General features: G+C 63.8%; 32 protein-coding genes. 12 read left to right on the top strand and 20 right to left on the bottom strand.

Going from position 1 to position 24,281, the window contains the following annotated elements; translation table 11 throughout:
* Positions 1-77: 77 nt before the first annotated feature.
* The 4 genes from MAFF_RS16030 to ykgO form a co-directional block, all read right to left on the bottom strand.
* Entirely contained in the window at positions 78-548 is a 471-nt protein-coding gene (locus MAFF_RS16030) for a hypothetical protein (protein WP_010911971.1), read from the bottom strand.
* 1 nt (position 549) lies between these two features.
* On the bottom strand, positions 550-1,617 hold the full coding sequence (locus MAFF_RS16025; protein WP_010911970.1) for an alpha/beta fold hydrolase: 1,068 nt from the start codon (positions 1,615-1,617) through the stop codon (positions 550-552).
* Positions 1,618-1,766: 149 nt separating this feature from the next.
* Positions 1,767-2,375: a tetratricopeptide repeat protein gene (locus tag MAFF_RS16020; RefSeq protein WP_010911969.1), complete on the bottom strand. Its 609-nt coding sequence runs from the start codon at positions 2,373-2,375 to the stop codon at positions 1,767-1,769.
* Positions 2,376-2,484: 109 nt separating this feature from the next.
* On the bottom strand, positions 2,485-2,610 hold the full coding sequence (gene ykgO, locus MAFF_RS16015; protein WP_006327841.1) for a type B 50S ribosomal protein L36: 126 nt from the start codon (positions 2,608-2,610) through the stop codon (positions 2,485-2,487).
* 231 nt (positions 2,611-2,841) lie between these two features.
* On the opposite strand from ykgO, the gene MAFF_RS16010 reads away from it, so the two are divergent.
* On the top strand, positions 2,842-3,261 hold the full coding sequence (locus tag MAFF_RS16010) for a lysozyme inhibitor LprI family protein (RefSeq protein ID WP_044548378.1): 420 nt from the start codon (positions 2,842-2,844) through the stop codon (positions 3,259-3,261).
* Between the two features lie 15 nt (positions 3,262-3,276).
* Here the strand turns inward: MAFF_RS16010 and MAFF_RS16005 are convergent, their stop codons facing one another.
* The 5 genes from MAFF_RS16005 to MAFF_RS15985 form a co-directional block, all read right to left on the bottom strand.
* Positions 3,277-4,353, bottom strand: coding sequence for a 5-(carboxyamino)imidazole ribonucleotide synthase (locus MAFF_RS16005; protein ID WP_010911967.1), 1,077 nt, complete (start codon positions 4,351-4,353; stop codon positions 3,277-3,279).
* Positions 4,350-4,847 carry a 5-(carboxyamino)imidazole ribonucleotide mutase gene (gene purE, locus MAFF_RS16000; RefSeq protein WP_010911966.1) on the bottom strand — a complete coding sequence of 166 codons (498 nt, stop codon included), beginning with the start codon at positions 4,845-4,847 and terminating at the stop codon, positions 4,350-4,352. The genes MAFF_RS16005 and purE overlap by 4 nt, the downstream gene beginning before the upstream one ends.
* A gap of 99 nt (positions 4,848-4,946) precedes the next feature.
* Complete coding sequence (locus MAFF_RS15995) at positions 4,947-5,852, bottom strand: anti-sigma factor family protein (RefSeq protein ID WP_010911965.1); 906 nt, start codon at positions 5,850-5,852, stop codon at positions 4,947-4,949.
* Entirely contained in the window at positions 5,849-6,388 is a 540-nt protein-coding gene (locus tag MAFF_RS15990; protein ID WP_010911964.1) for a sigma-70 family RNA polymerase sigma factor, read from the bottom strand. The genes MAFF_RS15995 and MAFF_RS15990 overlap by 4 nt, the downstream gene beginning before the upstream one ends.
* Before the next feature lie 37 nt (positions 6,389-6,425).
* Positions 6,426-6,827 carry a hypothetical protein gene (locus MAFF_RS15985; protein ID WP_162034340.1) on the bottom strand — a complete coding sequence of 134 codons (402 nt, stop codon included), beginning with the start codon at positions 6,825-6,827 and terminating at the stop codon, positions 6,426-6,428.
* Positions 6,828-6,870: 43 nt separating this feature from the next.
* On the opposite strand from MAFF_RS15985, the gene MAFF_RS15980 reads away from it, so the two are divergent.
* Positions 6,871-7,146 carry a hypothetical protein gene (locus MAFF_RS15980; protein ID WP_244420798.1) on the top strand — a complete coding sequence of 92 codons (276 nt, stop codon included), beginning with the start codon at positions 6,871-6,873 and terminating at the stop codon, positions 7,144-7,146.
* Positions 7,147-7,204: 58 nt separating this feature from the next.
* Here MAFF_RS15980 and MAFF_RS15975 read toward each other — a convergent pair whose 3' ends face one another.
* The 6 genes from MAFF_RS15975 to MAFF_RS15950 form a co-directional block, all read right to left on the bottom strand.
* A complete protein-coding gene (locus tag MAFF_RS15975; RefSeq protein WP_032932031.1) occupies positions 7,205-8,410 on the bottom strand; it encodes an aminotransferase class V-fold PLP-dependent enzyme in 1,206 nt (401 codons plus the stop codon).
* Positions 8,411-8,435: 25 nt separating this feature from the next.
* Positions 8,436-8,897: a RidA family protein gene (locus tag MAFF_RS15970; RefSeq protein WP_010911960.1), complete on the bottom strand. Its 462-nt coding sequence runs from the start codon at positions 8,895-8,897 to the stop codon at positions 8,436-8,438.
* Positions 8,898-8,935: 38 nt separating this feature from the next.
* On the bottom strand, positions 8,936-9,730 hold the full coding sequence (locus MAFF_RS15965; RefSeq protein WP_010911959.1) for an amino acid ABC transporter ATP-binding protein: 795 nt from the start codon (positions 9,728-9,730) through the stop codon (positions 8,936-8,938).
* A gap of 4 nt (positions 9,731-9,734) precedes the next feature.
* Positions 9,735-10,385, bottom strand: a complete 651-nt coding sequence (locus MAFF_RS15960; protein ID WP_010911958.1) for an amino acid ABC transporter permease — start codon at positions 10,383-10,385, stop codon at positions 9,735-9,737.
* Position 10,386: 1 nt separating this feature from the next.
* Positions 10,387-11,052: an amino acid ABC transporter permease gene (locus MAFF_RS15955; RefSeq protein WP_010911957.1), complete on the bottom strand. Its 666-nt coding sequence runs from the start codon at positions 11,050-11,052 to the stop codon at positions 10,387-10,389.
* 69 nt (positions 11,053-11,121) lie between these two features.
* Entirely contained in the window at positions 11,122-11,952 is an 831-nt protein-coding gene (locus MAFF_RS15950; protein WP_010911956.1) for a transporter substrate-binding domain-containing protein, read from the bottom strand.
* 169 nt (positions 11,953-12,121) lie between these two features.
* On the opposite strand from MAFF_RS15950, the gene MAFF_RS15945 reads away from it, so the two are divergent.
* On the top strand, positions 12,122-12,910 hold the full coding sequence (locus MAFF_RS15945; RefSeq protein ID WP_010911955.1) for an IclR family transcriptional regulator: 789 nt from the start codon (positions 12,122-12,124) through the stop codon (positions 12,908-12,910).
* A 10-nt stretch (positions 12,911-12,920) separates the two neighbouring features.
* Here MAFF_RS15945 and MAFF_RS15940 read toward each other — a convergent pair whose 3' ends face one another.
* The gene (locus MAFF_RS15940) at positions 12,921-13,124 is read right to left on the bottom strand and encodes a YdcH family protein (protein ID WP_010911954.1); all 204 of its coding nucleotides are present in this window, start codon (positions 13,122-13,124) and stop codon (positions 12,921-12,923) included.
* A gap of 238 nt (positions 13,125-13,362) precedes the next feature.
* Between MAFF_RS15940 and MAFF_RS15935 the strand changes: the two genes are divergently transcribed.
* Positions 13,363-13,542: a YdcH family protein gene (locus MAFF_RS15935; protein ID WP_010911953.1), complete on the top strand. Its 180-nt coding sequence runs from the start codon at positions 13,363-13,365 to the stop codon at positions 13,540-13,542.
* Between the two features lie 22 nt (positions 13,543-13,564).
* Here MAFF_RS15935 and MAFF_RS39120 read toward each other — a convergent pair whose 3' ends face one another.
* Positions 13,565-13,822, bottom strand: coding sequence for a hypothetical protein (locus tag MAFF_RS39120; protein ID WP_155771232.1), 258 nt, complete (start codon positions 13,820-13,822; stop codon positions 13,565-13,567).
* Between the two features lie 38 nt (positions 13,823-13,860).
* Here MAFF_RS39120 and ispG point away from each other — a divergent pair, with 38 nt between their 5' ends.
* The 5 genes from ispG (at position 13,861) to MAFF_RS15910 (ending at position 18,231) form a co-directional block, all read left to right on the top strand.
* Positions 13,861-15,114, top strand: coding sequence for a flavodoxin-dependent (E)-4-hydroxy-3-methylbut-2-enyl-diphosphate synthase (gene ispG / locus MAFF_RS15930; protein ID WP_010911952.1), 1,254 nt, complete (start codon positions 13,861-13,863; stop codon positions 15,112-15,114).
* A 5-nt stretch (positions 15,115-15,119) separates the two neighbouring features.
* Positions 15,120-15,974, top strand: coding sequence for a lytic transglycosylase domain-containing protein (locus MAFF_RS15925; RefSeq protein WP_032932026.1), 855 nt, complete (start codon positions 15,120-15,122; stop codon positions 15,972-15,974).
* Positions 15,975-15,999: 25 nt separating this feature from the next.
* Positions 16,000-16,593: a chloramphenicol phosphotransferase CPT family protein gene (locus MAFF_RS15920; protein WP_341872724.1), complete on the top strand. Its 594-nt coding sequence runs from the start codon at positions 16,000-16,002 to the stop codon at positions 16,591-16,593.
* A gap of 35 nt (positions 16,594-16,628) precedes the next feature.
* Positions 16,629-17,402 carry a Stf0 family sulfotransferase gene (locus MAFF_RS15915; RefSeq protein WP_010911949.1) on the top strand — a complete coding sequence of 258 codons (774 nt, stop codon included), beginning with the start codon at positions 16,629-16,631 and terminating at the stop codon, positions 17,400-17,402.
* A gap of 88 nt (positions 17,403-17,490) precedes the next feature.
* The gene (locus MAFF_RS15910; protein WP_010911948.1) at positions 17,491-18,231 is read left to right on the top strand and encodes a class I SAM-dependent methyltransferase; all 741 of its coding nucleotides are present in this window, start codon (positions 17,491-17,493) and stop codon (positions 18,229-18,231) included.
* Between the two features lie 25 nt (positions 18,232-18,256).
* On the opposite strand, the gene MAFF_RS15905 is transcribed toward MAFF_RS15910, so the two are convergent.
* From MAFF_RS15905 to MAFF_RS15895, 3 genes are all read right to left on the bottom strand, one after another.
* Positions 18,257-20,602 (bottom strand): response regulator, encoded by a 2,346-nt coding sequence (locus MAFF_RS15905; protein WP_032932021.1) that lies wholly within the window; start codon positions 20,600-20,602, stop codon positions 18,257-18,259.
* A 112-nt stretch (positions 20,603-20,714) separates the two neighbouring features.
* Positions 20,715-21,470, bottom strand: a complete 756-nt coding sequence (locus tag MAFF_RS15900) for an SDR family oxidoreductase (RefSeq protein ID WP_010911946.1) — start codon at positions 21,468-21,470, stop codon at positions 20,715-20,717.
* A 51-nt stretch (positions 21,471-21,521) separates the two neighbouring features.
* Entirely contained in the window at positions 21,522-22,439 is a 918-nt protein-coding gene (locus MAFF_RS15895) for a polyprenyl synthetase family protein (RefSeq protein WP_010911945.1), read from the bottom strand.
* Between the two features lie 78 nt (positions 22,440-22,517).
* On the opposite strand from MAFF_RS15895, the gene MAFF_RS15890 reads away from it, so the two are divergent.
* From MAFF_RS15890 to MAFF_RS15880, 3 genes are all read left to right on the top strand, one after another.
* Positions 22,518-23,279, top strand: a complete 762-nt coding sequence (locus MAFF_RS15890) for a biosynthetic peptidoglycan transglycosylase (protein ID WP_044548376.1) — start codon at positions 22,518-22,520, stop codon at positions 23,277-23,279.
* A 140-nt stretch (positions 23,280-23,419) separates the two neighbouring features.
* Positions 23,420-23,602: a 50S ribosomal protein L32 gene (gene rpmF / locus MAFF_RS15885; protein WP_008834724.1), complete on the top strand. Its 183-nt coding sequence runs from the start codon at positions 23,420-23,422 to the stop codon at positions 23,600-23,602.
* A 277-nt stretch (positions 23,603-23,879) separates the two neighbouring features.
* Positions 23,880-24,281 carry a hypothetical protein gene (locus tag MAFF_RS15880; RefSeq protein ID WP_032932015.1) on the top strand — a complete coding sequence of 134 codons (402 nt, stop codon included), beginning with the start codon at positions 23,880-23,882 and terminating at the stop codon, positions 24,279-24,281.

Genomic DNA, 24,281 nt, shown 5'->3' with positions numbered 1-24,281 from the left:
AGAGGCGTGTCGCGCGGATTCGTGCGGTTCGCCGTGGCTGGAATACAAAGGCGCGGGGCAATGGTCCCAGCCTTCATCTAGCCTCTGGCCGTCGCGATCCCGAGCGCTCTTGCCGCGGCTTCCGCGTGGTCCATGCGCTGGAGAAAGCCACGCGCACGGAAAACTGCGTCATACAGATACTGATCCGGGCCCAGCATCTTTCGCCGGTTCAATTCAGTCGTGTCGAGCAGGTCGAAATCGACCTTCTCGATCGTGCAGTGCCAGCCGGCACTGTGGGAGGTCCAGCCCTTTCGATGGTGCTCCAACAGGCGCTCTCGGTTGGAATAACCGTGGTAGTCGAAAGCGATGACGCCGTTCGTTACATAGATATGGTTTCCCGAAAAGCCCTCGGCCGGGATGATCCGCTCCGCAAAAAATCCTGCAAGCGGGGGATGCTCGAGGAAAGTGCCTGCAAGAATGTGGCATGCGCCGTAGCCGAAAAATATCCGGTCCGGCAGAGCCCATCGCCTTTCCGGGTTTTTCTTGATGCCGTGCTTGAGGACGTACATGTCAGGTCGGCGCGAGTTCGGCCTGGGGCTCCTTGATGTCGGCGCATTTGCCCACACCATAGGCATCGTCGGCGATCCGCGCTTCCACCGTTCTGGCCATCGCTTCCAGGTCGACATCCCTGCCGGCGACCTTTTCGATGGCGCCGGCGACGAGGTCCGGGGCGATCCAGTCCGGCTTGTGGCCGAGATTGTGCACCCAGACGAGCTCCGCGCCCGGGATATCGCGCGCCAGGCCTACGGAATGGATATGGGCGTAGACGACCTTGTCGCGGTCGCCCGAAATGACCACGGTCGGCGCGGTGATATCCTTGTAGTGCGGCGCGGCGCCAAGCGTGTAGCGATAGAGGCCGGCGACATCGGTGGCGTTGGCGCGAAAGACCGACGGCCGCAACACCAGCGGGATCCCTGCCGTGCCGAGATAGTCGTCCGGCACCTTGTTGGGCGAGAACACGCAGGTCGTTGCATCGGCCATCTGAAACGTGCCGGCAGGATAGGCGAGCGTTTCGGAGAAGAGCCGGCCGACCACCGGAACGGTGGTCAGATCGTAGTACCAGGACGTCGTCCCGCCCGGCCAGGGATGGGTCGCCGGCGCCAGGAAGACGAGACCGAGCGTCTTGTCTGCATGCTCGCGGCCGAAAGCCGCCGTCACCACGCCACCGAAGGAATGGCCGACAACGATCGCCTTCCTGATGCCGAGGCGGTCCATCAAGGCAGCGAGGGTCTTGGCCTGTGCTGATGGATCCTCATTGTTGCCTAACCCGCGCCCCGACCAGCCGTGGCCCGGCCGGTCGAAGAACAGCATTTCGGCGCGGCCTTCGAGCAGCGGCCTGAGCGGCAGCATCTGATCCCCGAGATTGGCGCTGGCGCCATGGATGAAGACGATCGGCGGCAGCTCCGCATTGGCGGGTGCCGGAATGTGGACATAGTGGATGCGGGCGCCGCCGATGTCGGCGAATTCGCCAATGGGTGGATTGCGGCGTTCGATCAGCCACGAGCCGACGCGGGTCACGCCGACCAGGGTAAAGACGAGCGCGAGAAGGAAGGCGAACGCGGCGTAGATCAGGTTCATGCCGGAGATACGGGGGTGGGTTGGGATAAGTTTGGGTAGGGCAGTAGGGCAGTAGGGCAGTAGGGCAGTAGGGCAGTAGGGCAGTAGGGCAGTAGGGTGAGTGTTCCGCGGTCCCCCTACTGCCCTATTCCCTTACTCCCTTCAGAGTATCAAATTCCTTCGCCGGCAAGCTCTTCGGAAAGTGTCGCGACCTGGTCCTGGGCGCTGCGCATCATCGGATATATGGCGAGCACCTTCTGCCAGGCCTCGAGCGCCGACTGCTTGTGGCCGGTCAGGGCCATGATCTGCGCCAGGCCCGACAGCGCGCCGAAATGGCGCGGCTCGAGCTGTAGCGTGTGGTCGATGTCGGACATCGACTTGCCGTAGTTCTTCATCATGAAATGCACGGTGGCGCGCCGGTTCCAGCCTTCGGCATAGGTCGGCTGCAAGGTCACCACCTGATCAAGCAAATCGAGCGCGACGTCGAATTTCTGATTGTCCATCGCCTTTTGCGACCACAGCATCATCAGGTCGATCGAGGCGCTGCCGGACTGGAACCATTCGCCCCAGATGTTGCCGGCGATGCGTTCGGCCGCCTTTTCGTTGCGTTCGCGCTTGAGGTCGGAAAACAGCTTGTCGAGCCGGGCCTGTTTCGTCATTGGCGCGGCGGGAGCCTCCGGGGCAGCCGGTGCTGCCGGCTGATCATCCGCGGCCCTGGCCGGCAAGCCTGTGGCGCCGGAAACAAGCAGGGCTGTCAAAAATGCAAAAAGAATCCGCATCGCCCGATCCTAGTCCCGGGCGGCGGAACAGCAAAGTGATTTTAGCGTGAGAAGGTCGGCAGGCCGACAAGCATCAAGGGGCGGAGGCGAAAAGCCTCCGACCGAAAGCTCAACCCTGGCGCGCCTTGTAGCGCGGGGCGGTCTTGTTGATGATGTAAACGCGGCCCTTGCGGCGAACCAGCTGGTTGTCGCGGTGACGCGCCTTCAGCGCCTTGAGCGAATTCTTGATCTTCATGGTCTTGCCTGTCGGTGTGGACCCGGTTCCGGGTCGAAATTTTAAGGCGCGCCAGAAGACGCGCCTTTTCAACGGTGGGTGGCTCATAAACGAGGAGCCTTGCCCATGTCAACCGCAAGCATGCTCCGCACCCGCATATCATCAAATATCCGCCATGTCGGCCCCTTGGCATTGCACGGTTCTAAGCAGGCTGGGATGATGCGGTATATTTGAGGTGATTTGGGGACGATCATGCGCCGAATATTGCTGTCCGCCTGCCTTGTCGTCCTTGCGGGAACGTCGATCGTACGCGCACAGGAATGCGACCGCTCCGACGACAGCCAGCAGATGATGAACATCTGCGCCGGCGAGGATTACCAGGCCGCCGACGCCAAGCTCAATGCGGCCTATAAGGACCTGATCAGCTCCGATGATGCCGACGGCAAGAGATTGCTGCAGGTGGCGCAACGCGCCTGGATCACCTTCCGCGATGCCGAGTGCGCGCATAGCACCGCCGCCAGCGCGGGCGGCTCCATCCACGCGATGGAGGTCTCGCAGTGCCTGACCAGGCTGACCAATGACCGCATCAAGCAACTCGCCGCCTCGGCCAATTGCCAGGAAGGCGATGCGAGTTGCGCCAGTCCCAACCAGGACAGCGACGAGGTGCAATAGGGTCGCTTCTGGCTATTAAACGCGGCGGCTGATGCGGGTGAAATGGCCCATCTTGCGGCCAGGGCGCGCCTCCGCCTTGCCATAGAGATGCAGCATCAGATCGGGCTCGGCGAGCAGGGCCGGCACGCGCAGCACGTCGTCGCCGATCAGGTTCTCCATCACGCAATCAGAGTGGCGGCCAGGGTTGCCCAGCGGCAAGCCAGCAACCGCGCGGATATGCTGCTCGAACTGCGAAACGATGCAGGCGGCCTCGGTCCAATGGCCGGAATTGTGGACGCGCGGCGCAATCTCGTTGGCCAGCAGCGAACCGTCGGAAAGCACGAAGAACTCGACACCGATGACGCCGACATAATCGAGCGCCGACAGGATTTTTGCCGCAGCCGTTCGTGCCGCTTCAGCCGTTTCAAGTTTGACGCCCGCCGGCAGGGTCGAGGTGTGGAGAATGCCGTGGCGGTGGACATTCTCGGCCGGGTCGTAGGCGGCCACGGCGCCATCCAAGCCGCGCGCTGCAATCACCGAGATCTCGCGCTCGAAGGGGACAAAGCTTTCCAGGATCAGCGGCACATTGCCCATCGCCTCGCAAGTGCCGGCGAAGCCGCCCGCTTCCATGTTGCGAAAGACGCGCTGGCCCTTGCCGTCATAGCCCATGCGCCGCGTCTTCAGGATGCCGCTGCCGCCGAATCTCTTCAGCGCCGCTGTCAGTTCCGCGTCCGTGTCGACCGGACAAAAATCGGCGGTGGCAATGCCGATGCCATTGAGGAATGTTTTTTCGCTCACCCGGTCCTGCGCCACGTCGAGCGCGCGCGCCGGCGGGTAGACTGCAACCTCGGCGGCAAGCGCTTCTGCGGCGGCAACGGGAACATTCTCGAACTCGTAGGTGACGACGGTACTTGCCGCCGCCAGTTCAGCAAGGGCGGCCGGGTCGTCATAGGCTGATGTAATCTGCCGGTTGGCGACTTGTGCCGCCGGACAATCCGGCTGCGGCTCCAGCACGATGGTGCGATAACCGAGGCGGGCGGCGGCCATTGCCAGCATGCGGCCGAGCTGGCCGCCGCCGATAATGCCGATGGTCGATCCGGCGGGCAGGCTCACGGCGTGTCCGTCGGTTCGTCGGCGACCTTGGCGGTCTGCGAGGCGCGCCAGGCGTCGAGGCGCTGGGCAAGCTTGTCGTCGTTGAGCGCCAGCACGGCGGCTGCCAACAGGGCCGCATTGGCCGCACCCGCCTTGCCGATGGCCAATGTCCCGACAGGAATGCCGGCTGGCATCTGGACGATGGAGAGCAGCGAATCCTGCCCCGACAGCGCCTTCGATTCCACCGGCACGCCGAACACCGGCAGCGGCGTCATCGCCGCCGTCATGCCGGGCAGGTGCGCGGCACCGCCGGCGCCGGCGATGATCACCTTGTAGCCGGCGGCCTTTGCGCCCTTGGCGAATTCATAGAGCCGGTCGGGCGTGCGATGCGCCGAGATGATCAGCCGTTTGTGCGGGACGCCCAGCGCCTCCAGCGTTTCGGCCGCCTGGCGCATCGTCGCCCAGTCGGACTGGCTGCCCATGATGATGGCGACGTCGGCGCGTTGATCGTTCAAGCTTGTTGCTCCCCGGCGACAAAGGCGCGCCTTAGCGGAATTCGCGCGGGGCCGCAAGGATATGCGGGCATCGGCGGCAACCGACGGCCACAATCCAGCCTAAACCGCCGCTTTGCGGAAGCGGGCGACGAAGTCGTCGAGTTCGGGCCGTTCCATGTCCGAGATCGCCCAGTAGGAGAAGGCGCCGTCGCTCCAGTGCACCATCGAGAAGCCGCCGGACGAAAGGTCGTCGGGCTGGGTGGCCTTGCCGCCTTGCTGCGGTTCGGCGACCAGCGTGATCAGATGCTCGCGGTGGCGGTAGACCAGGGCTGGCACCGGCCGGCCGGATATCACCTCGACGCGGCCGCCGATCAGCGCGTAGCCGTCCTGGGCAAGGTCTGGCGCCGGCGGCGAGACGCCAATGCGGGCGTCGAGCCAGGGCTTGACCGTATGGCGGTCGGACGAGACGATGTCGATCGGGCTCGCGGCAAGCAAGCTGCGGCGATGGCCGCTGGCGACCGCGGCGGCAAAGCCGTCCTCGACACCGCTCTGCATCACCCATTGCGTCGCCCCGCTGGCCAACACGGCGCTGATCATGATCGAAGCGGCCATGGCGCGCCAGTCGAACGAGCCGAAACGGCGCGCTCTCGGTGATGGCCGCGCCTGGGAAGGACGTGTCCCGGCTTCCCGTCTCTGGCCGCCGCCAGCGCCGGCAATCAACCCCGGCAGCGTCGACGGCGTACCCCGTTGCGGCTCCGCCTCGACCGGCGCCTGCTGTTCGGGGCCGGCCATGCCGATCGACGCGATCCGGGCCCGAAACGCGTCGCTGACATCGGGGCGCGGCAAGCGGCTGACAGCGCCTTGCAAGGCGACAATGCGGGCATGCTCTGCGGCAAGCCTGGGGTCGGCGGCGATGCGACGCTCCACGGCAAGAGCGGCCGCCGCATCAAGCTCGCCATCAACAAGGGCATGGATCATCAGTCTGATACCTTCGGGATCGTTGGGCAGTCCGTCGTCGTGTGTCATGACGTTCTCCCCAATTCAGTCGCAAGCAGGCCACGGGCGCGGGCCAGCCTGGACATCACCGTGCCGATCGGCACGGCAAGCATGGCCGATATCTCGCGATAGCTGAGGCCGTTGATATCGCGTAGCACCAGCGTCTCGCGAAATGGCTGCGGCAGGGCCGCGATCGCCGCCTCCAGTGCCGCCGTATCGGCTTTGGCGATCAGGCTCGCCTCCGGGCCGTCCTCGTCGGGCATGCTGGTGCCGTGCGCCGCCGCCATGTCGTCGAGATCGCCGAGATCGCCGACGGCCATCATGGCGCGCGGCCGGTTGCGCGCCATCCAGGTATAGGAGGTGTTGCGAACGATGGTCAGCAACCAAGCTCGGGCGTTGCCGCCGGCGTAGCCTGATATGCCGGCATGCGCCTTGATGCAGGCGTCCTGCACCACATCCTCGGCATCGGCGGCATTGCCGGTCAGCCAGCGGGCCAGCGCCAGCGCGTCGCCGAGATGCGGCAGCACCACTTCGTTGAAGCGTTCTGCCAGGGCCCTCTCGCTCAAAGCGGCACCATGATCCGATACTCCAGGCCGTGCCGCCTCAAGATGCGACGGCGACCTTGCCCTGCTCGCAGGGGCAAAGCCCCCGGAAGCAGGCAGAGCCGCCTGCCTTGCCGAAACTGAATTCATCTGCGTCACCGGTGTCAAGCGCCACAAAGGAGAGCCTGACGATCATCATGCTTGCCAGCGCATCGCCACGGCTGCCGCCGTGTTCGTTGTCCCTGCAATGATGGGGCATGCCGGTCTCCTCAACGCCAGTGGTGGCGTATGCCGAAGAGACTTGCAGCCGCGCCGATTTATTCCCGCTTGCATCGCTTTCGCAGATCACGGAGTCGTGATCTGCGGTGTCTCGCGCCCAGGCGAAGATAGAGCGAACAATCCTCTGGCGATCAAGGGAGGCGCATATGTTGCGAGAAATGCGAGAACTGATTGAGTTCTTCATCCCGCATGTCCGCGATACCGAGACCTTGGAACGCCTGCTCCGAATGATCGACGACCGTGGCTCCTGGCCGAAGGCGCATCATCTTTTTGATCATGTCAGGCACAAGACGATACGTGCACATCGCGGGCACGAGATTCAGGCCGAAGCGCAATTCATGTTTGAAGAGGCCTGCGCCAAAACGCTGTTCAATCTTACCCACAGCACCGCACCATTCGATTCCGACTCATCATACTGGATCGTGCCGAACGCGCTGACCTGTGCACAGAAACTTGGGCTGGATCCGATGGATGTCGTCAGGATTGTTGCCGGGACCGACTGACATGCATCGCCATCCGGCGGCGAGATGCTCTGGCGAGACCTAACCTTGCTTGGCGCGTTTAATCCGGCCACTTCAAGACGCCGGACGAATCCTTGCGGGCGGCCTTCATCGCATCGGCGGGGCGGTCCTTCGCCGTCAGCACGGCACGCAGCCGCTCGGCGACGATTTCGGCCTCTCCGGGATGGAGATTGCAGGGATCGAGGAAGAAGTGGCCGCGCTCGACCTCGTGGTTGCGCACGATGATGGGCGGCGAGCCGGCAGCCAGCGCCGAGGCGAGGCCGGCAGCGGTGAAGCGGCTTTCCGGCGACACGAAGATCTGCAGCCGGTCGAGCGGATTGGCAGTCGGGTCCGGGATGATCTTGGCAAGGATGCCCGGCAGTCCCTGCAAGGCGTCCTTCCACAGGTTGAGCGCTGCCTCCTCACGACGGCGGATGCCGGCATGGTCGCGCTTCTCCCAGGCTTCCAGCGCCGCCATGGTGCCGGCGATGCTTTCCTTGCCGACCTTCATGGCGCGCGCCACGCCGCGGTTCTGCAGATAGGCGGCCCGCACCAGATCCTTGCGGCCGGTGACGATGCCACTGGTCGGCCCGCTCAGGAATTTGTGACCGCTGTAGATGACGACATCGGCGCCGCGCGCCAGAAAACCGCGCAGATCATATTCGGACGCGGCATCGACGATCACCGGCACGCCCTTGGCGTGGCAGATCTCGCAGAATTCCTCCAGCGACAGCATGCCGTACTGCACGGTGTGGTGGGCGACCACGTAGAGGCCGGCCGCCGTGCGCTCGTTGATCGCTTCGCGCACATGGTAGTCCTGGGTGACGCTGACCGTGCCGGCGGGCACCACTTTGGCGCCGGCGACACGGATCGACTGGTCGATCGGGGCGCCGTAATTGACGATGTGGCCAAGTTGGATAACGACCTCCGATTTGAGGTCGCCTGTGTCGTCAGGCAGGCGCTCAATGGCGAGTAGGCTGGTTCCCGTCATCGCTCCGGCGATCGCCATGGTGATGCCGCTGGCGCAGCAGGCGGTGATGAAGCCGGCCTCTCCGCCGGTGAGGCGCGCTACCACCGTGCTCGCGGCGCGCTGCAGATCATCCATCTCCACCCATTGCGAGGCGATTTCCGCCATGGCGCTGATCGCCTCCGGGACGATGATCGATGCGCCGAGCGCGGTCATGGTGCCGGAGACGTTGATGATAGGCCGCAAACCCAGCCGTTCGCGAATGGTGGTGTTGGAACCGGTGTCGGAATAGGTTTTCATGTGAGCGGATCCCGTGAGCGGCAGGTCATGCGGCGATCTCGACGACCGCCTCGATTTCAACAGTGATGTTTCCAGGCAGCGAGCCGACGCCGATCGCCGAACGGGCATGGCCGCCGATCTTGTCGAAGACATCGGCGAACAGGTCCGAACAGCCATTGACCACTTTCGGGTGGTCGCTGAAGGTCGGCGTCGCGTTGACGAAGCCGAGCAGCTTGACGACGCGCACGATGCGGCCGAGATCGCCAGCGGCGGCATGCATGACGGCCAGCAGATTAAGCCCGGTCAGGCGCGCATGCTCATAGGCCTGTTCGACGGTGACGTCCTCGCCGACTTTGCCGGTGCAGAGCGTGCCGTCGGCACGCAGCGGCCCCTGGCCGGACAGGAAGATCAATCGTCCGCTCTCAGCATGGGTGACGAAATTGGCGATGGGCGTCGGCGGCTCGGGCAGCGTCAGGCCGAGTTCGGCGAGCCGGATGTAAGGCGTCATGGAAGCAGGCTCCTTGGGACGGCACGGGCCGTCCAATGTCAGAAATGCGAGGCGCGGAAGCGCGCCAGGAAGGTTCGGAGGCGCTCATTGCTGGTTTCCGCCGCCAGGATCTCCTTGGGCGGGCCGACGGCGCTGACGCAGCCATCGGCCATGAAGACGATGCGGCTCGAAGCGTCGCGGGCGAAGGCCATTTCGTGCGTCACCATCAGCATGGTCATGCCGTCCTCGGCGAGGCTGCGCACCACGGCCAGCACCTCGCCGACCAGCTCAGGGTCGAGCGCCGAGGTGATCTCGTCGAGCAAAAGGATTTTCGGCTCCATGGCCACGGCGCGCGCGATGCCGACGCGCTGCTGCTGGCCGCCGGAGAGCTCGGCCGGCAGGCTGTCGGCCTTGTGGGCGAGGCCGACGCGGCCGAGCCAATGTTCGGCGATCTGGCGCGCCTCGGCCTGACCCTTTCCCCGCACCTTGGTGAGCCCGAGCATGATGTTGCCGGCCGCCGTGAGATGCGGAAACAGGTTGAAGCTCTGGAACACCATGCCGGTCTCGGCGCGCATCGCGGCCAAGTCGCGTTCGCTGCGGCGCTGGCGCGTTCCGGCCTCGCGATAGCCGACCTCCTTGCCGTCGATGCGGATCGAGCCTGAGTCATAGCTTTCGAGGAAGTTGACGCAGCGCAGCAGCGTGGTCTTGCCGCTGCCCGAGGGGCCGATGACAGTCACCACCTCCCCGCGTTTCACCTGAAGGCTGACAGAACGCAGCACCTCGACGGTGCCGAAAGCCTTGGAGACATCGCGCACGTCGAGCAGCGCGGGACTGGCGTTTGTGGCGTCGGACATCGTGCTATTCCCGAATGAAGGCAAAGCGCCGCTCGAGCCGCCGGCTGGCGAGCGAAAGCGCGTAATTGACCGCGAAATAGATGAGCGCGCCGAGGATATAGAGCGGCATCGCCTCATAGGTGCGGCCGATGACCTGGTTGATGGCCTGCATCAGATCGGTGATGCCGAGCAACGAGACCAGCGCACTGCCCTTGACGGCGTCGGTGACGCCGTTGATCCAGGGCGGCAGGAAGCGCCTGAAGGCCTGCGGGAAGATGACGAAGGTGAGCCGCTGTCGAAAGGTCAGCCCGATCGCCATTGCCGCCTCGGACTGGCCTTTCGGGATCGAGGCGACCGCGCCCCTGAGATATTCGATCACCTGCGCCGTCTTGAACAGGGTGAGCGCCAGCACGGCGGCCCAGAAGGAGGGCAGATGCAGCCCGATCGCCGGCAGGCCGTAATAGACGAAGAACATCAGCACCAGGATCGGAATGCCGCGGATGGTGTCGGAGAAGATGCGCACCGCCCAGCGCAGCGGGGCGGGGCCATAGACCAGGCCAACGCCAAGCAAGACGCCGGCGACGAGCGACAGGGTGACGACCAGGAGCGACACCCAAAGGGTCACGGCGAAGCCTTTGGCGAGGAAGGGCAGGGCGTAGAGGATCTGGCTCGCCATGTCAGCGCGCCGCCCTGAACCGACGCTCGACCAGCCTGAGCCCGAAAAGCAGGATGTAGCCGGTCAACAGATACATCGCCGTCGTCACCAGATAGACCTCCACGATGCGGAAAGTGTTGAAGTTGATCCACTGGGCGCCGAAGGTGAGTTCCGGCACCGAGATGACCGAGGCGATCGAGGTGTCCTTGAACAGCGAGATGAAGGTGTTGGACAGCGCCGGCAGCGTGATGCGCAGCATGGTCGGCAGGCGCACATGGATGAGCCTTTGCCATGGCGTCAGGCCGATCGCCTTGCCGGCATCGAGTTGGCCGCGCGGGACGGCTTCGAGGCCCGAGCGAAACACCTCGACCAGATAGGCGCCGCTATAGACCGACAGCGTCAGGACGAACGAGGTCGGCGCGCTGTAGGCCAGGTCGACCACGGTCGGCACGCCGTAGAAGACGAGATAGACGAGCAGGATCAGCGGCACGTTGCGGATGAATTCGACATAGGCGGCGATGATCGCCCGCACGACGCGCCCGGCCGAGACGTACCAGACCGCGAGCACCAGGCCGATGACGGTGCCGATGGCGATCGAGATCACCGCAAGCTCGAGGCTGAGCAGCAGGCCGCCCCACAGCTTGTCGAAATGCCGCCAGATCAGGTTGAAATTCAGGGCATAGCCCATGCTTGCGCCTTTGTGCGAAGGGCGTCGAGTGGATTGCGGAAGGGCTGGACCGCCCTTCCGCAATCCGGATCAGATGACCGGGAAGCCGGGGTGGCGTGCCGGCGGCTCCTGGCCGAAATAATCCTTGAAGGCAGCATCGTAGAGCGCCGATTCATGGCCGAACATGGCGATGGTGAAGGTCTGGTTGACGAAGGTCAGCCAGTCGAGATCGCCTTGCCGCAAGGCAGCGCCGTAGAGCATCGAATACCAGCTCTTGCCGGCATCGAAATATTTGTCCGGATTGCGCGAGGCGAGCCAGCGCACGGTGGACAGATCGACCGCGGCGGCGTCGGCGCGCTTGGATTCCAGCGCCTGCAGCACGTTGGCCTGGGTGTCGATCTGCAGCACCTGTGCCTGTGGCAAGGCATAGTGGACGGAGCTTTCGGCATCGACATTCTGCAGGATGGAGATGCGCGTTGCCGAACCGCCGGCGAGCAGCTTGTCGAAGGTCTTGTTCTCGGCGGTGGGCAGCGTCAGCAAGGCAACGCCTTCGACGTAGTAGGGCCGGGAGAAGTTGATCAGCTGCGAGCGCTGCGCCGTCATCGTCATGAACTGGATGGTGATGTCGACCTTGTTGGTGGTGACGTTGGGAATGCGCTGCGCCGGGTCCTGCATGACGAATTCGACCTTGGTCGGGTCATCGAAAAGACCCTTGGCCAGGATGCGTCCCATGGTGATGTCCATGCCGACCAGTTCGCCGGCATCGTTCTCGAAATGCCACGGCGCGTTGGTGCTGCCGGTGCCGACGATCAGCTTGCCGCGGTCGAGCACGGTGCGCAGCAGGCTGTCGGATGCGGCCTGGGCGGCGGCCTTCTGCGCATCGACGGTTGCCAGCACGCCGGCCGTCGCCAGTCCCGCCATTCCCAATTTCAGAAAATCACGTCTTCCGGATGTGTCGTTCACGGCGACCTCCTTTCGTGTTGTGTTCCCCATGCACAGGCAAGACACACGTCGGCGCTTCAAAGTGGTTGTCTCTTACAAGAGACGCATGTATCCTGTACAAGACAGATACTAACACCAGGAATCGACAATGCAAGACGGTAATGCCTTGGCCGTTTCGGCCGACGAAAAGACGACGGCGTCCCGCGAGAAGGGCCTCAACCGGGTGCTCGAGATCCTGGACTTTCTGCACACGACGCAGCGGGCGATCGGCATTGGCGACCTTGCCAAGGGGGTGAACGCACCCCGCTCGACGACCTACACGCTGGTGCGGTCGCTGGTCGACGCCGGCCTGCTGGAAATGGCGGGCGACGGCAACCGCGTCTATTTCGGCAAGAAGCTCTATCTCTATGGAATGGATTATGTGCGCTGCAACGACCTGCTGCGGCGCGGGCGCCAGGAGGTCGACCATCTGTCGCGCGAAACCGGCGAGACCTCGGAACTGTGCATGCTGCAGAGCGGCCGCTACACCATCGTCCATTCCAGCCCCGGCACCAGGCCGTTCCGCATCAGCTCCGCCACCGGCCTGCAGATACCGCTGCCCTGGACCGCCTCCGGCCGGCTGCTTCTGGCGGGGCTGGAGCGGGCCGAGGTCGAAGCCATGGTGTCGGAAGACGATCTCGTGCTGCCCGACGGACGCAAGCTGAGGCTCGACGATTTCATCGACGACATCGCCAAGGCTAGGGTGACTGGCTACTGCGTCACCTCGGGCCTGGTCGATGCCTATACGAAATGTCTTGCCGCCCCGGTCTTTTCAGCGCCGGGCAAGGTCGAGGCGACGATGTGCCTGGTTGTTCCGATCGACACGTCCGAGGAGCGGACCGGCAGTCTCATCGGCCTGCTGCGTGATCGCGCCGGCAGGCTTTCGATCGGCGGATAGGGGAACGCGTTCAGGCGATGATGTCTGGAATGATCTTGTCTTCCAGCTTCATCAGCCGGTCCTTGAGCGCGAGCTTTTTCTTTTTCATGCGCTGGATCTGCAGCGGGTCGCAATTGGTGGCGATCATCGCGTTGATCGCCGCATCGAAATCGGCGTGTTCCTGCTTCAGCCGGGAAAATTCGAGGCGAATATCGGCCTGTTCCTGATCGGACATTCTCTACCGTCTGCACGTCTGCGTCGCCCAAAAACTGGGCCTGATTGGGCGGGGGCGGCAATTTCTGCCACCGGCGCGCAGCCCATATCACATTTCACATTGTCGTGGAATGCTACCACGCAGCATTCGACATCCCAGTCGGAAGGTGGCAAAGTGTCATTGTGCCGTCACAGAGCGACCTGCGGTGGACGCGCCGTGATGGCTGCAATCGAGGAAACCATGAAAGGGAGAACCAATCATGTCTCTTGCATCCCATCTTGATGAGTTGCAGCGGAAACACGGCGACATCGAACGCGAAATCGATGACGCGATGAACCACCCGTCGGTGGACGACCTCGAAATCGTGAATCTCAAGCGACGCAAGCTGGCACTCAAGGATGCGATTGAGAAACTGAAAGCGCAACCGACCACGCATTGATGCCCGACTGACATAGCCGCCACTATGCGGTCTTCCTTGCCGGCGGCAATCGCCGCCGGTGTGGTTGTTTTGATTTCAGCGGGACTTCATAAGCCGCCGCTAACATCCCTTCAGATTTATTTTGCACCTCGGCCATCGCCGGGCCGTGCGCTGTTTCAAGCCGCCAGCGGAGATCAATTGCGGCCAGTGGCGACCTGTCGCCATTGACAAGCCATCTTTGCTCCTCCACCTCATGCCCGGACTTCAGCGCATCGGCCGGGAGCGCACCTTGTGCGTCCAAGCGGACGCACGGCGCCCCAGAGACAAAAGGCTGCCGGCATGACCGGATATTTTTCCTTTCCCTTCCCCCGCCGCACCTCGGTCGGCGTCGATGTCGGCGGCGTGGCCGTCGGCGGCGGCGCGCCTGTCGTGGTGCAGTCAATGACCAACACCGACACGGCCGATATCGATCAGACCGTCGCGCAGGTCGCGGCACTGCACCGCGCCGGCTCCGAGATCGTGCGCATAACCGTCGACCGCGACGAGAGCGCCGCCGCCGTGCCGCGCATTCACGAAAGGCTTCAGCGGCTCGGTATCAATGTGCCGCTGGTCGGCGACTTCCACTATATCGGCCACAAGCTGCTCGCCGATCATCCGGCCTGTGCCGAGGCACTGGCCAAATACCGCATCAATCCGGGCAATGTCGGCTTCAAGGACAAGAAGGACCGGCAGTTCACCGACATCGTCGAAATGGCGATCAAACACGACAAGCCTGTGCGCATCGGCGTCAACTGGGGTTCGCTTGACCAGGAGCTTCTGACCCGACTGATGGACGACAACCAGGACAAGGGCTTTCCGCTGACGGCGCAGGAAGTGACGCGCGAGGCGATCGTGCAGTCCGCCATCCTGTCGGCCGAGATGGCCGAGGAGATCGGCCTCGGCCGCGACAAGATCATCCTGTCGGCCAAGGTCAGCGGCGTGCAGGACCTGATTGCCGTCTACACCGAGCTTGCCACCCGCTCCGACCATGCGCTGCATCTCGGCCTCACCGAGGCCGGCATGGGCTCGAAAGGCATCGTCGCCTCGTCCGCCGCCATGGGCATCCTCTTGCAGCAAGGCATCGGCGACACCATCCGCATCTCGCTGACGCCGGAGCCGAATGGCGACCGCACGCGCGAGGTGCAGGTGGCGCAGGAACTGCTGCAGACCATGGGTTTCAGGCAGTTCGTGCCGATCGTCGCCGCTTGTCCCGGCTGCGGCCGCACGACCTCCACCGTGTTCCAGGAGCTTGCCCAGAACATCCAGGCTGATCTGCGCAAGAACATGCCGGTGTGGCGCGAAAAATATCCCGGCGTCGAGAACCTCAAGGTCGCGGTGATGGGCTGCATCGTCAACGGCCCGGGCGAATCCAAGCATGCCGATATCGGCATTTCGCTGCCCGGCACCGGCGAGACGCCGACGGCGCCTGTCTTCGTCGACGGCAAGAAGGCGGCGACGCTGCGCGGAACGTCGATCGCGGCGGATTTCGAGAAAATGGTCACCGACTATATCGAGCAGAGGTTTGGGCGCGGCGGCAAAGCCGCGGCAGAGTAGACGAAATGCAGCGTTTCCTCAGGGTGACGCTGGTTCTGCTTTGCGGGCTGGCCTGGTCGACGCTTGCCCAGGCGGATCCGCCGCAATCGGCCAAGCAGCGGCTGATCGACAAGGTCTGCAACCTGATCCAGGCCCACGCCGACCAGAACGGCCTGCCCCGGGATTTCTTCGCGAGGCTGATCTGGAAGGAAAGCCGTTTCGATCCCAATGCCGTCAGCCCCGTCGGCGCCGAAGGTATCGCCCAGTTCATGCCGGGCACCGCCAAGATGCGGGGCCTCGAAAACTCCTTCGACATCTACCAGGCGATCCCGGCGTCTGCGAAATATCTCGCCGAAATGAAAACCGGCTACGGCAATCTCGGCCTGGCAGCGGCCGCCTACAATGCCGGCGAAAGCCGGGTGTCGCGCTGGCTGGGCTCGGGCGGCTTCCTGCCGATGGAGACCGAGAGCTATGTCTTCGACGTCATGGGCGAGCCGGTCGACAAGTTCACCGACCCAGCCTATGCCGGAAAAATCGAGCCGCTCGACGCCAAGACGGATTTTGCCGTCGCCTGCCGCAAACTGCCTGTCATCATGTCGCAGACCGTGGCGATGGCCTCGATCAACGTCAAACCATGGGGCGTCCAGGTGGCCGGCAATTTCCGCCGCAGTGCTGCAATCAGCCAGTGGCTCAGGGTGAGGAGCCGGTTTCCGGCGCTGCTTGCCGGCCATGATCCGGTGGTGAGCCGGGTGCGCACGCCAATCGGCCGGCGCGGCATCTATGCGGTCAGGATCGGGATCGACGATCGTGCCGCCGCCAATGTCATCTGCCAGAAATTGCAGAGCGTCGGCGGGGCCTGTGTGGTGGTGCGCAACCGGTAGCTCGATCCGGAGCCGTATAGTCTTTTTGTTGAGAGTTGTTGAGAGTTGCTCTGAAGCAGCGTCGAAGGTAAAAGCCAGGATAGTCCTGCTCAATGGCGTCGGCAGTGCCGGCAAAAGCTCGATCGCCAGGGCGTTGCAGACAATAACCGCCGCGCCGTTCCTGCATGTCCAGATGGACAGTTTTCTCGAGATGCTGCCCGATGCCTTGCAGGATCATGCCGATGGCTTCTCCTACGAAACCGTCCGGCAGGACGGCAAACCCGCGGTCGTCATCAGGGCCGGACCGGTGGGCGAAAGAACCCTGCGCGGCATGCGCCACGCCATTGCCGCCATGGCCGGACAAGGCAACGACCTGATCGTCGACGATGTGTTGTGCAACGGCGAACTATCTGACTGTGTCGACCTGCTCTCGGCCTTCGATTTCCATCTGGTCGGCGTCATGGCGCCGCTGGAGGTTCTGGAGGCCCGCGAAGCCCGGCGCGCGGACAGGTTGCCGGGGCTGGCGCGCTGGCAATATGAGCGCGTGCACGCGGGGATAAGTTACGACCTCGAGGTCGACACCAGCCAGTCCACACCGCTCGAATGTGCTCGTCGCATTCAGCAACGATTTCAATTATAGGCGGCGGTGGACCGGCCGGGGTTGCCCTGCCTGCGATGAACGACAAGGGCAGCGCGATGTTCGACGCCTACATTATCTGCGGCGCGCCGAGAACCGGCAGCACGTTGCTGTGCAAGCTCCTGGCCTCCACCGGGACATCAGGCGATCCGCACTCCTTCTATCGGCGGCAGGACCTGTCGGAGTGGGCCGAGGAATGGAAACTGCCCCGTCGCAATACGATGGGCGAACTGGAATTCGATGTCGCCTATCTCAAAGCGGCGATCGTTGCCGGCAAGGGCGACACCGGGATTTTCGGCCTGCGCCTGATGCGCGAAAATCTGGATGAACTTTCGGCGATCCTCGACCGGATTTTACCAGGGCTGGCGTCGGACGCGGCGCGTTTCGAAAGAGCTTTTGGCCGCATTCTCTACATACATCTGTCGCGTGAGAACAAGCTTGCGCAGGCGATCTCGCTGATCAAGGCGCAGCAGACCGGCCTTTGGCACATCGCGCCGGACGGCACCGAGATCGAAAGGGTCGCACCGGCGCAAGAACCACACTATGATTTCGAGCGGATCAAAGGGGAACTCGCCAAGCTCGAAGCCTATGACGCGGCGTGGAACATCTGGTTTGCCGCGCAAGGCCTGACCCCGCTGCGCATCGGCTATGAGCGGCTTTCCGCTGACCCGGTGGCGGCCTTGCTGGCCATCTGCGAGGCCCTCGGCGTTCAACAGCCGAATGCCAAGGACATCCGGCCAGGCGTTGCAAAGCTCGCCGACGAGACAAGTCTCGACTGGATGCGACGCTACCATCTGGACGCGGCCGGCTGAGTATGAAGGCCGAGCAAGGTCGCAACCTTATCGACAGCGTGGATTGTGCCTGTCGGGCATGGCAAGCATTTGGGCTATAGGCGGCGGCATGACCGATTTGATCTACAATGATCCCGACTTCGTTCAGTTCTACGACATCGAGAATCAGGATGGCCGCGCCGATTTCGACTATTGCGTCCGTCTTGCCCGGGATGGCGGCTCGGTCCTCGATCTTGGTTGCGGCACTGGTCAACTGGCCGCCGAAATGGCCCAAGGGTGCAACGTCACCGGTGTCGATCCCGCATCGGCCATGCTCGATGTCGCGCGACGCAGGACCGGCGGTGACAAGGTCGACTGGGTTGTTGCCGACGCGCGAACGGTGCGGCTCGGAAGACGGTTCGACCTGGTGCTGCTGACCGGTCACGTGTTCCAGGTTTTCCTGACCGACGAGGATCAGCGGGCGGTGCTGCGCACCATCGCCGAACATCTCGGTCCCGGTGGGCGCTTCATCTTCGACACGCGAAATCCCGCCGTGGAGGCATGGCTGGAATGGACGCCGCAGCGCTCCGAAAGGATGGTGGAGCATCCCAGCCTTGGTACGGTCAGGGCCTGGTATGATGCCGACTGGGATGCCGCCAGCGCGGTGGTCACCTATTCGACCTTCTATGAAATTCCAGGCGGCAGACCAATTCTGGGCGCCGAATCGAAAATCGCGTTTCCGAAGAAGCAAGATCTTGCCGGGATGCTGGATGACGCTGGCCTGCTGGTGGAGCAATGGCTCGGCGACTGGCAAGGCGAGCCCTATGCGGACACCTCTCCGGAAATCATCCCGATCGGTCGGTTGCGCTGATCTGGTCGCCTGACGCGACTATATCTCACGCCGTCTTGGCCACCACCGTTTCGCTGAGCCAGGTGCCGATTTTCGTCCCCAGGCGATCGGGCGAAACCGGCTTCGGCAGATAGTCGTCCATGCCGGCCTCGATGCACTTGTCGCGATCGCCCTTCAGCGCGTGCGCGGTGACGCCGATGATCGGGATGTGACCGCCCGACGAGGTCTCGATCGCCCGGATGGCGCGGGTCGCCTCATAGCCGTTCATCTCGGGCATCGAGACATCCATCAGGATCAGTTTCGGATGCAGCGACCGGTACATCTCGACCGCCGTGCGGCCATTGCCGGCGATGCGGTAGCTCAGACCGAGCCCGTTGAGGATCTGGCCGAACACCAGCTGGTTCACCTCATTGTCCTCGGCGATGAGGATGTCGATCGGGCCGTTCGGCATGGCGGTCGATTCCGGCACTGCCATGACCGGCACGGCGGGGCCGCGGATGACGGTGAAGGCGGGCGGAGCCGCCTGCGGGACAGGCTTCGGCTGGACCGGTTCGCGAATGAATTGCGCCTTGCCGCCCTGCGAGCGGGCCTTCTGGATGACCGAGATGACCGTGCCGAGCAGGACCGCCGAGCGCGCCGGCTTGGTCAGATGCGCCGATATGCCGAAATCGATGATCATCTTGCCGAAATCGACCTGGTCGACCGAGGTCAGGATGACGATCGGGATGGCCGACAGCCGGCTGTCGGCGGCGATCGCCCTGGCGACATCGGCGCCATTCATGCCGGGCATCTGGTAGTCGAGGATGATGCAGTCGACGCTGGCGCCCAGCTGGCAGGCGCGATCGAGGAAGGCCAGCCCCACCGCGCCGCTTTCGGCGGCGGCGCAGTCGAAGCTCCAGCTTCTGAGCTGCTCGAGCAGAATTTCGCGGTTGACCGGATTGTCGTCGATGACCAGCACACGCGCGCCGGTGACGTCGACCGGCACGATCGCTTCGCGCGCCTCGGCATGGTGCACGGGCAGCGGCACCGCGAACCAGAAGACGGAGCCGCGTCCGATCTCGCTCTCGACCCCGATCTTGCCGGCCATCAGGTCGACGAGGCGGGCGGCGATGGCAAGCCCAAGGCCGGTGCCTTCGTGACGCCGGGTCGAGGAGCCGTCGACCTGCGCGAATTTCTCGAACACGTTCTGCAGTTTCTCGGCCGGGATGCCGATGCCGGTGTCCTCGACGCGCAGTCTGAGCTGGACGACATCGTTGACGGTTTCGCCGCCGACATCGATCAGCACATGGCCCTTCTCGGTGAACTTCACCGCATTGCCGACCAGATTGGTAACGATCTGCCGGAAGCGGCCGGCGTCGCCGACGACATGGGCCGGCAGGCGCGGATCGACACGCACGATCAGTTCGAGGTTCTTTTCGGCGACGCGCGCCGAGACCAGCGTCGCCACATCCTCGACCGCTTCGGTGAGACGGAAAGGGGCGGGGTCCAGGGTGAGCTGTCCGGCATTGATCTTGGAGAAATCGAGGATGTCGTTGATGATGGTGAGCAGCGCATTGCCGGATTTGACGATGACGTCGGTGAAGGTCTTCTGGCGTGGGGTCAGTTCGGTCTTGGCCAGGAGTTCGGCCATGCCGAGCACGCCGTTCATCGGCGTGCGGATCTCGTGACTCATATTGGCCAGGAATTCCGACTTGGCGCGGTCGGCGGCCTCGGCCTTGAACAGGGATTCGGCCGATTGGGCAAAGGCGCGGCGGATCGCCTGCTCCATCGGCCGGAAGATCCAGAAGGCGACAATGGCCAGCACGCCGAACAACAGGCCGCTCGCCCACAACAGCAAGCGGTCGCTGGACGCGTCGGCCAGATGGCGCTCTTCATCCATTGCGGTGCGGACGCGGACCAGCATCGGCTGGACGAACAGGTCGTTCTGGTTGCGGATTTCCCGATAGCTCCATTCATCGGCCTTCTGCGCCACCGACATCAGGTTGAAATTGCGCACCATGTCGTGCGCCGACCAGAACAGATCGCCGTTGACCGAGGCGGTTTCGAGTTCGTTGAGGGTCTTGGCCGACAGGCGTGAGCGCAGCGCGGCGAACTGGGCGGAGAGTGTGTCGATCTCGCTGGTCAGGCGTTCGGAATGGTCGCGGGCCGAGGCGGTCAGCGCGTCGCGCGTTTCGTTGCGCCAGGCGGAACCGGTGGTCTCGGCGAAGCTGGTCGCGTTGCGCAGGTCGCGAGTAAAGACGACGAGGTTGCTGCTCAGCGCGTCGATCTCATGACGAAAGGAATTGACGCGGTTGAGCGCGACCATGATGGCCGTGGAAGCCAGCGCGAAAATCAGCAATCCTGAAAGATAGCGAACCCGGACAAACCGGATGAAGGAAGAATATTCCGGCATGCGCAACCCCAACACATACGCATTATTTTAACGACCGGGATTACGCTTCATTTACATTAAGATTTCGTTCGCGCGACCGGCAGGATTGCTCGTTCGCGCGGCGGCGCGGCGATCAGATCGATGCGGTGATGCCGCCGTCGACATAAAGGATATGGCCGTTGACGAAGGACGAGGCGTCGGAGGCCAGGAACACGCAGGCGCCGACCAGTTCCTCCACCTTGCCCCAGCGGCCGGCCGGGGTGCGCTTTTCGAGCCAGCCGCTGAAAGCCGGATCGGCGACAAGGGCCGCATTGAGCGGCGTGTCGAAATAACCGGGGGCGATGGCGTTGCATTGCAGGCCGTGTTTGGCCCAGTCCGTCGCCATGCCTTTGGTCAGGTTGCCGACCGCGCCTTTTGTCGCCGTGTAGGGGGCGATGCCGGGGCGGGCGAGTGCTGTCTGCACGGAGGCGATGTTGATGATCTTGCCGCGGCCCCGCCTGATCATGTGGCGCGCGACCGCCTGGCCGACGTGGAAGACGCTGGCGACATTGGTCTGCAGCAGCCGCTCGAATGCATCGGCCGGAAAATCCTCGAGCGGCGTGCGGAACTGCATGCCGGCATTGTTTACCAATATGTCGATCGGTCCGCCTGACAGCTCGAAATTGTCGATCGCGGAACGGACGGCGTCATGCTCGGTCGCGTCGAAGGCAAGCGTTTGCGCTCCAGGGATCTGCGCCGCCGTGGCGGCGAGCTTCGCCGTGTCACGGCCGTTGAGGATCACGCTTGCGCCGGCTTGCGCCAGCCCCTTGGCCAGAGCGAGCCCAATGCCTTGCGACGAGCCGGTTACGAGCGCCTGGCGCCCGCTGAGATCGAACAGATTGGCCGACATCGAAGCTGATCTCCCATTTGTCTCAACCCGCGCCGACGTCGCGGCCCGCGCTCAACTGTTGCGCGTCGCGACGAAGGTCGCAGCCTCCTTCAGCAGCGCCGCCCGGTCGCCATAGGGGTCGAGCAGCGCGTGGGCCTGCCCGACAAGGCCGTGCAACTGGCTGTGCGCCCAATTCGCGCCATGCAACGCCACCAGCGTTCCCTTGCCGGCGGCGGCGTCCTTGCCGGTCGCCTTGCCCATCTGGCCGGCGTCGGCGGTCAAATCGAGCAGGTCGTCGGCAAGCTGGAAGGCAAGGCCGATGGCCGAGCCGAACTCGGCCAGCCTTTCGCGGTCCTCGGCCGGAGCGCCGGCGATGATGGCGCCGGCCTCGCAGGCGAAGCGGATCAGGGCGCCGGTCTTCATCGCCTGCAGCGTTATGATGCCCGCTTCGTCGGGCGGTGTCTGCTCGGCTTCGAGGTCGAGCTTCTGGCCACCGACCATGCCGCCGGCTCCGGCCGCACGGGCAAGCGCCAGCACCAAGGCCGCTCGCCGATCCGCCGGCAGGACGGTCGCCTCGCTGGCGACGATGTCGAAGGCCAGCGTCAGCAAGGCGTCGCCGGCCAGGATCGCGGTTGCCTCGTCGAAGGCCTTGTGCACGGTCGGCTGGCCGCGGCGCAGATCATCATCGTCCATCGCCGGCAGGTCGTCATGGATCAGTGAATAGCAATGCACGCATTCGAGTGCCGCCGCGACGCGCAGTGCTGCTTCGCCATCGGCGGAGAAAAGGGCGGCACTTTCCATGACCAGGAAGGGGCGCAGGCGCTTGCCGCCGTTCAGCACGCCATGGCGCATCGCCGCCATCAGGCGGTCGGGCCGCGCGATCTCTCCCGAAAGCGGGCGATCGTCGAGCAAGCGCCGCAGCAGCACCTCGACGGCGGCTGCCCGCCTGATGAGCGCCATTTCGAACGCCATTTCGTCGTCATTCGTCATGATCGGGACCGGTAGCCGACACTCAGACGTTGCGCAAGAAGGCAAGCGCCATTATGCCGGAGCGAGGAGAAGCACGGGTTGGGCGGCTTGGCGGAACCGATCGTCGATCATGAAACCGAAAAGCTGGACATGGCGACGAGATCGCGCGGCGTGAACCGCCGCAGTCTCAGGCGCTGGGTCCGGCGCGGCCTTGTCGTGGCCGCCGTCCTGGCGCTCATCCCGACCATGCTGACCTTCCTTTACCTGCCGTCCTTCGTGCATCCGGTGTCGACGCTGATGCTGAAAGACCTGGCGACCTTTTCCGGCTATGACCGGCGCTGGGTGTCGATCGACGATGTCGCACCGGTATTGGCCCATTCCGTCATCATGTCAGAGGACGGGCAGTTCTGTTTCCACCGCGGCGTCGATCTGGGCGAATTGCGCGGCGTCGTCGACGATGCGCTGGCCGGCGAGGCGACACGCGGCGCCTCGACCATCACCATGCAGACGGTGAAGAACCTTTTTCTCTGGTCGCGCCCGCTGGGCTCGGTGCGCAAAGTGGTCGAACTGCCGCTCGCCGTCTTTTTCGACGCGGTGATGTCGAAACGTCGCATCATGGAAATCTATCTCAACATCGCGGAATGGGGGCCGGGCATCTACGGCATCGAGGCGGCGGCGCAGCATCATTTCGGCATTCCGGCAAAACAGCTGTCGCGTCGGCAGGCCGCGCTTCTCGCCGTCACCTTGCCTAATCCGATCGCCCGCAATCCGGCCAAACCCGGACCAGGCCTCAGACGGCTCGCCAATCTGATCGAGCGCAGGGCCGGCCGCTCCGGCGCTTATGTTGGCTGTCTCGAGTAGCCGACTCAAAAAAATTCATGGCAGCGCTGGCCAAAACAGTGTCAGGCGTGTATAGGCACCCGACTTTCTCAGATTTAGGCCCCGACATGGCCCTTTCACGAGGGCGGGCGGGCCTTTTGACCATGTAGTGGAGCATATCCATGGCCGTTCCGAAACGCAAAACCTCTCCGTCCAAGCGCGGCATGCGCCGCTCGGCCGACGCCCTCAAGGCCCCGACCTATGTCGAGGACAAGAATTCCGGCGAAATGCGCCGTCCGCACCACATCGACCTGAAGACCGGCATGTATCGCGGTCGCCAGGTGCTGACCCCCAAGGAAAGCTGAGATCAGCTTTTTTGAAGGGTTAGTTGCAAAAGACCGGCCTCAGGCCGGTCTTTTTTTGCGTTTGACGAACCTAATGGCCGGGGCACAGGCTCAGGCTGCACCGGCGCGCAGCGCGCGCCGGCCCTTCAAGTGCCGAGCCTCTGTCTCACGCTGCTCCAAGCCGGCTGACATGGTTGTTGCATCCGGTCTTCGACCGTGTTTGCGGCTTCGCACGAAAAATCTTGACGGCGTGGCGGTGGCGCATTCTACAGAAGGTGCCCCCATATGGAGACGCCAGATGTTCGGTGCCGTCCCGCTTTTGATCGTGCCTTTCATTCTCTACAATCTTGGCTTGCTCGGAATTTTCGGCGGCGGCGACGACCCGTGGGAGAACGAGATCTTCTCGTTCCGCATGATGTCGGGCGGGGTGTTCTCGATGACGCTCGGCGACCTGATGATACTGATCGGGCTGATCGTCCTGTTCCTCGAAATGGTGAAGTCTGCGCGCACGACCGGCGCTTCGATCATGGATCATCTCCTGTCGACGCTGGTCTTCGTCGCTTTCCTGGTCGAGTTCCTGCTGGTCAAGGGCGCGGCGCACTCGATCTTCTTCACGCTGATGATCATCGCGCTGTTCGATGTGCTGGCCGGTTTCGCGGTGTCGATGCGGTCGGCGAGCCGGGACATCAACCTCAACTAG

This window comes from Mesorhizobium japonicum MAFF 303099, from assembly GCF_000009625.1.
Lineage (GTDB): Bacteria > Pseudomonadota > Alphaproteobacteria > Rhizobiales > Rhizobiaceae > Mesorhizobium > Mesorhizobium japonicum.
The sequence above is the reverse complement of the archived record's forward strand: the minus strand, read 5'-3'. Positions and strand labels throughout refer to the sequence as shown.

What these genes read in the sequence shown, in the direction of transcription:
- MAFF_RS16030 (WP_010911971.1), bottom strand. Translation starts at nt 548, where the DNA reads ATGTACGTCCTCAAGCACGGCATCAAGAAAAACCCGGAAAGGCGATGG.
- MAFF_RS16025 (WP_010911970.1), bottom strand. Translation starts at nt 1,617, where the DNA reads ATGAACCTGATCTACGCCGCGTTCGCCTTCCTTCTCGCGCTCGTCTTT.
- MAFF_RS16020 (WP_010911969.1), bottom strand. Translation starts at nt 2,375, where the DNA reads ATGCGGATTCTTTTTGCATTTTTGACAGCCCTGCTTGTTTCCGGCGCC.
- ykgO (WP_006327841.1), bottom strand. Translation starts at nt 2,610, where the DNA reads ATGAAGATCAAGAATTCGCTCAAGGCGCTGAAGGCGCGTCACCGCGAC.
- MAFF_RS16010 (WP_044548378.1), top strand. Translation starts at nt 2,842, where the DNA reads ATGCGCCGAATATTGCTGTCCGCCTGCCTTGTCGTCCTTGCGGGAACG.
- MAFF_RS15995 (WP_010911965.1), bottom strand. Translation starts at nt 5,852, where the DNA reads ATGACACACGACGACGGACTGCCCAACGATCCCGAAGGTATCAGACTG.
- MAFF_RS15985 (WP_162034340.1), bottom strand. Translation starts at nt 6,827, where the DNA reads ATGAAGAACTCAATCAGTTCTCGCATTTCTCGCAACATATGCGCCTCC.
- MAFF_RS15980 (WP_244420798.1), top strand. Translation starts at nt 6,871, where the DNA reads ATGATCGACGACCGTGGCTCCTGGCCGAAGGCGCATCATCTTTTTGAT.
- MAFF_RS15975 (WP_032932031.1), bottom strand. Translation starts at nt 8,410, where the DNA reads ATGAAAACCTATTCCGACACCGGTTCCAACACCACCATTCGCGAACGG.
- MAFF_RS15970 (WP_010911960.1), bottom strand. Translation starts at nt 8,897, where the DNA reads ATGACGCCTTACATCCGGCTCGCCGAACTCGGCCTGACGCTGCCCGAG.
- MAFF_RS15965 (WP_010911959.1), bottom strand. Translation starts at nt 9,730, where the DNA reads ATGTCCGACGCCACAAACGCCAGTCCCGCGCTGCTCGACGTGCGCGAT.
- MAFF_RS15960 (WP_010911958.1), bottom strand. Translation starts at nt 10,385, where the DNA reads ATGGCGAGCCAGATCCTCTACGCCCTGCCCTTCCTCGCCAAAGGCTTC.
- MAFF_RS15955 (WP_010911957.1), bottom strand. Translation starts at nt 11,052, where the DNA reads ATGGGCTATGCCCTGAATTTCAACCTGATCTGGCGGCATTTCGACAAG.
- MAFF_RS15950 (WP_010911956.1), bottom strand. Translation starts at nt 11,952, where the DNA reads ATGGCGGGACTGGCGACGGCCGGCGTGCTGGCAACCGTCGATGCGCAG.
- MAFF_RS15945 (WP_010911955.1), top strand. Translation starts at nt 12,122, where the DNA reads ATGCAAGACGGTAATGCCTTGGCCGTTTCGGCCGACGAAAAGACGACG.
- MAFF_RS15940 (WP_010911954.1), bottom strand. Translation starts at nt 13,124, where the DNA reads ATGTCCGATCAGGAACAGGCCGATATTCGCCTCGAATTTTCCCGGCTG.
- MAFF_RS15935 (WP_010911953.1), top strand. Translation starts at nt 13,363, where the DNA reads ATGTCTCTTGCATCCCATCTTGATGAGTTGCAGCGGAAACACGGCGAC.
- ispG (WP_010911952.1), top strand. Translation starts at nt 13,861, where the DNA reads ATGACCGGATATTTTTCCTTTCCCTTCCCCCGCCGCACCTCGGTCGGC.
- MAFF_RS15925 (WP_032932026.1), top strand. Translation starts at nt 15,120, where the DNA reads ATGCAGCGTTTCCTCAGGGTGACGCTGGTTCTGCTTTGCGGGCTGGCC.
- MAFF_RS15915 (WP_010911949.1), top strand. Translation starts at nt 16,629, where the DNA reads ATGAACGACAAGGGCAGCGCGATGTTCGACGCCTACATTATCTGCGGC.
- MAFF_RS15910 (WP_010911948.1), top strand. Translation starts at nt 17,491, where the DNA reads ATGACCGATTTGATCTACAATGATCCCGACTTCGTTCAGTTCTACGAC.
- MAFF_RS15905 (WP_032932021.1), bottom strand. Translation starts at nt 20,602, where the DNA reads ATGCCGGAATATTCTTCCTTCATCCGGTTTGTCCGGGTTCGCTATCTT.
- MAFF_RS15900 (WP_010911946.1), bottom strand. Translation starts at nt 21,470, where the DNA reads ATGTCGGCCAATCTGTTCGATCTCAGCGGGCGCCAGGCGCTCGTAACC.
- MAFF_RS15895 (WP_010911945.1), bottom strand. Translation starts at nt 22,439, where the DNA reads ATGACGAATGACGACGAAATGGCGTTCGAAATGGCGCTCATCAGGCGG.
- rpmF (WP_008834724.1), top strand. Translation starts at nt 23,420, where the DNA reads ATGGCCGTTCCGAAACGCAAAACCTCTCCGTCCAAGCGCGGCATGCGC.
- MAFF_RS15880 (WP_032932015.1), top strand. Translation starts at nt 23,880, where the DNA reads ATGTTCGGTGCCGTCCCGCTTTTGATCGTGCCTTTCATTCTCTACAAT.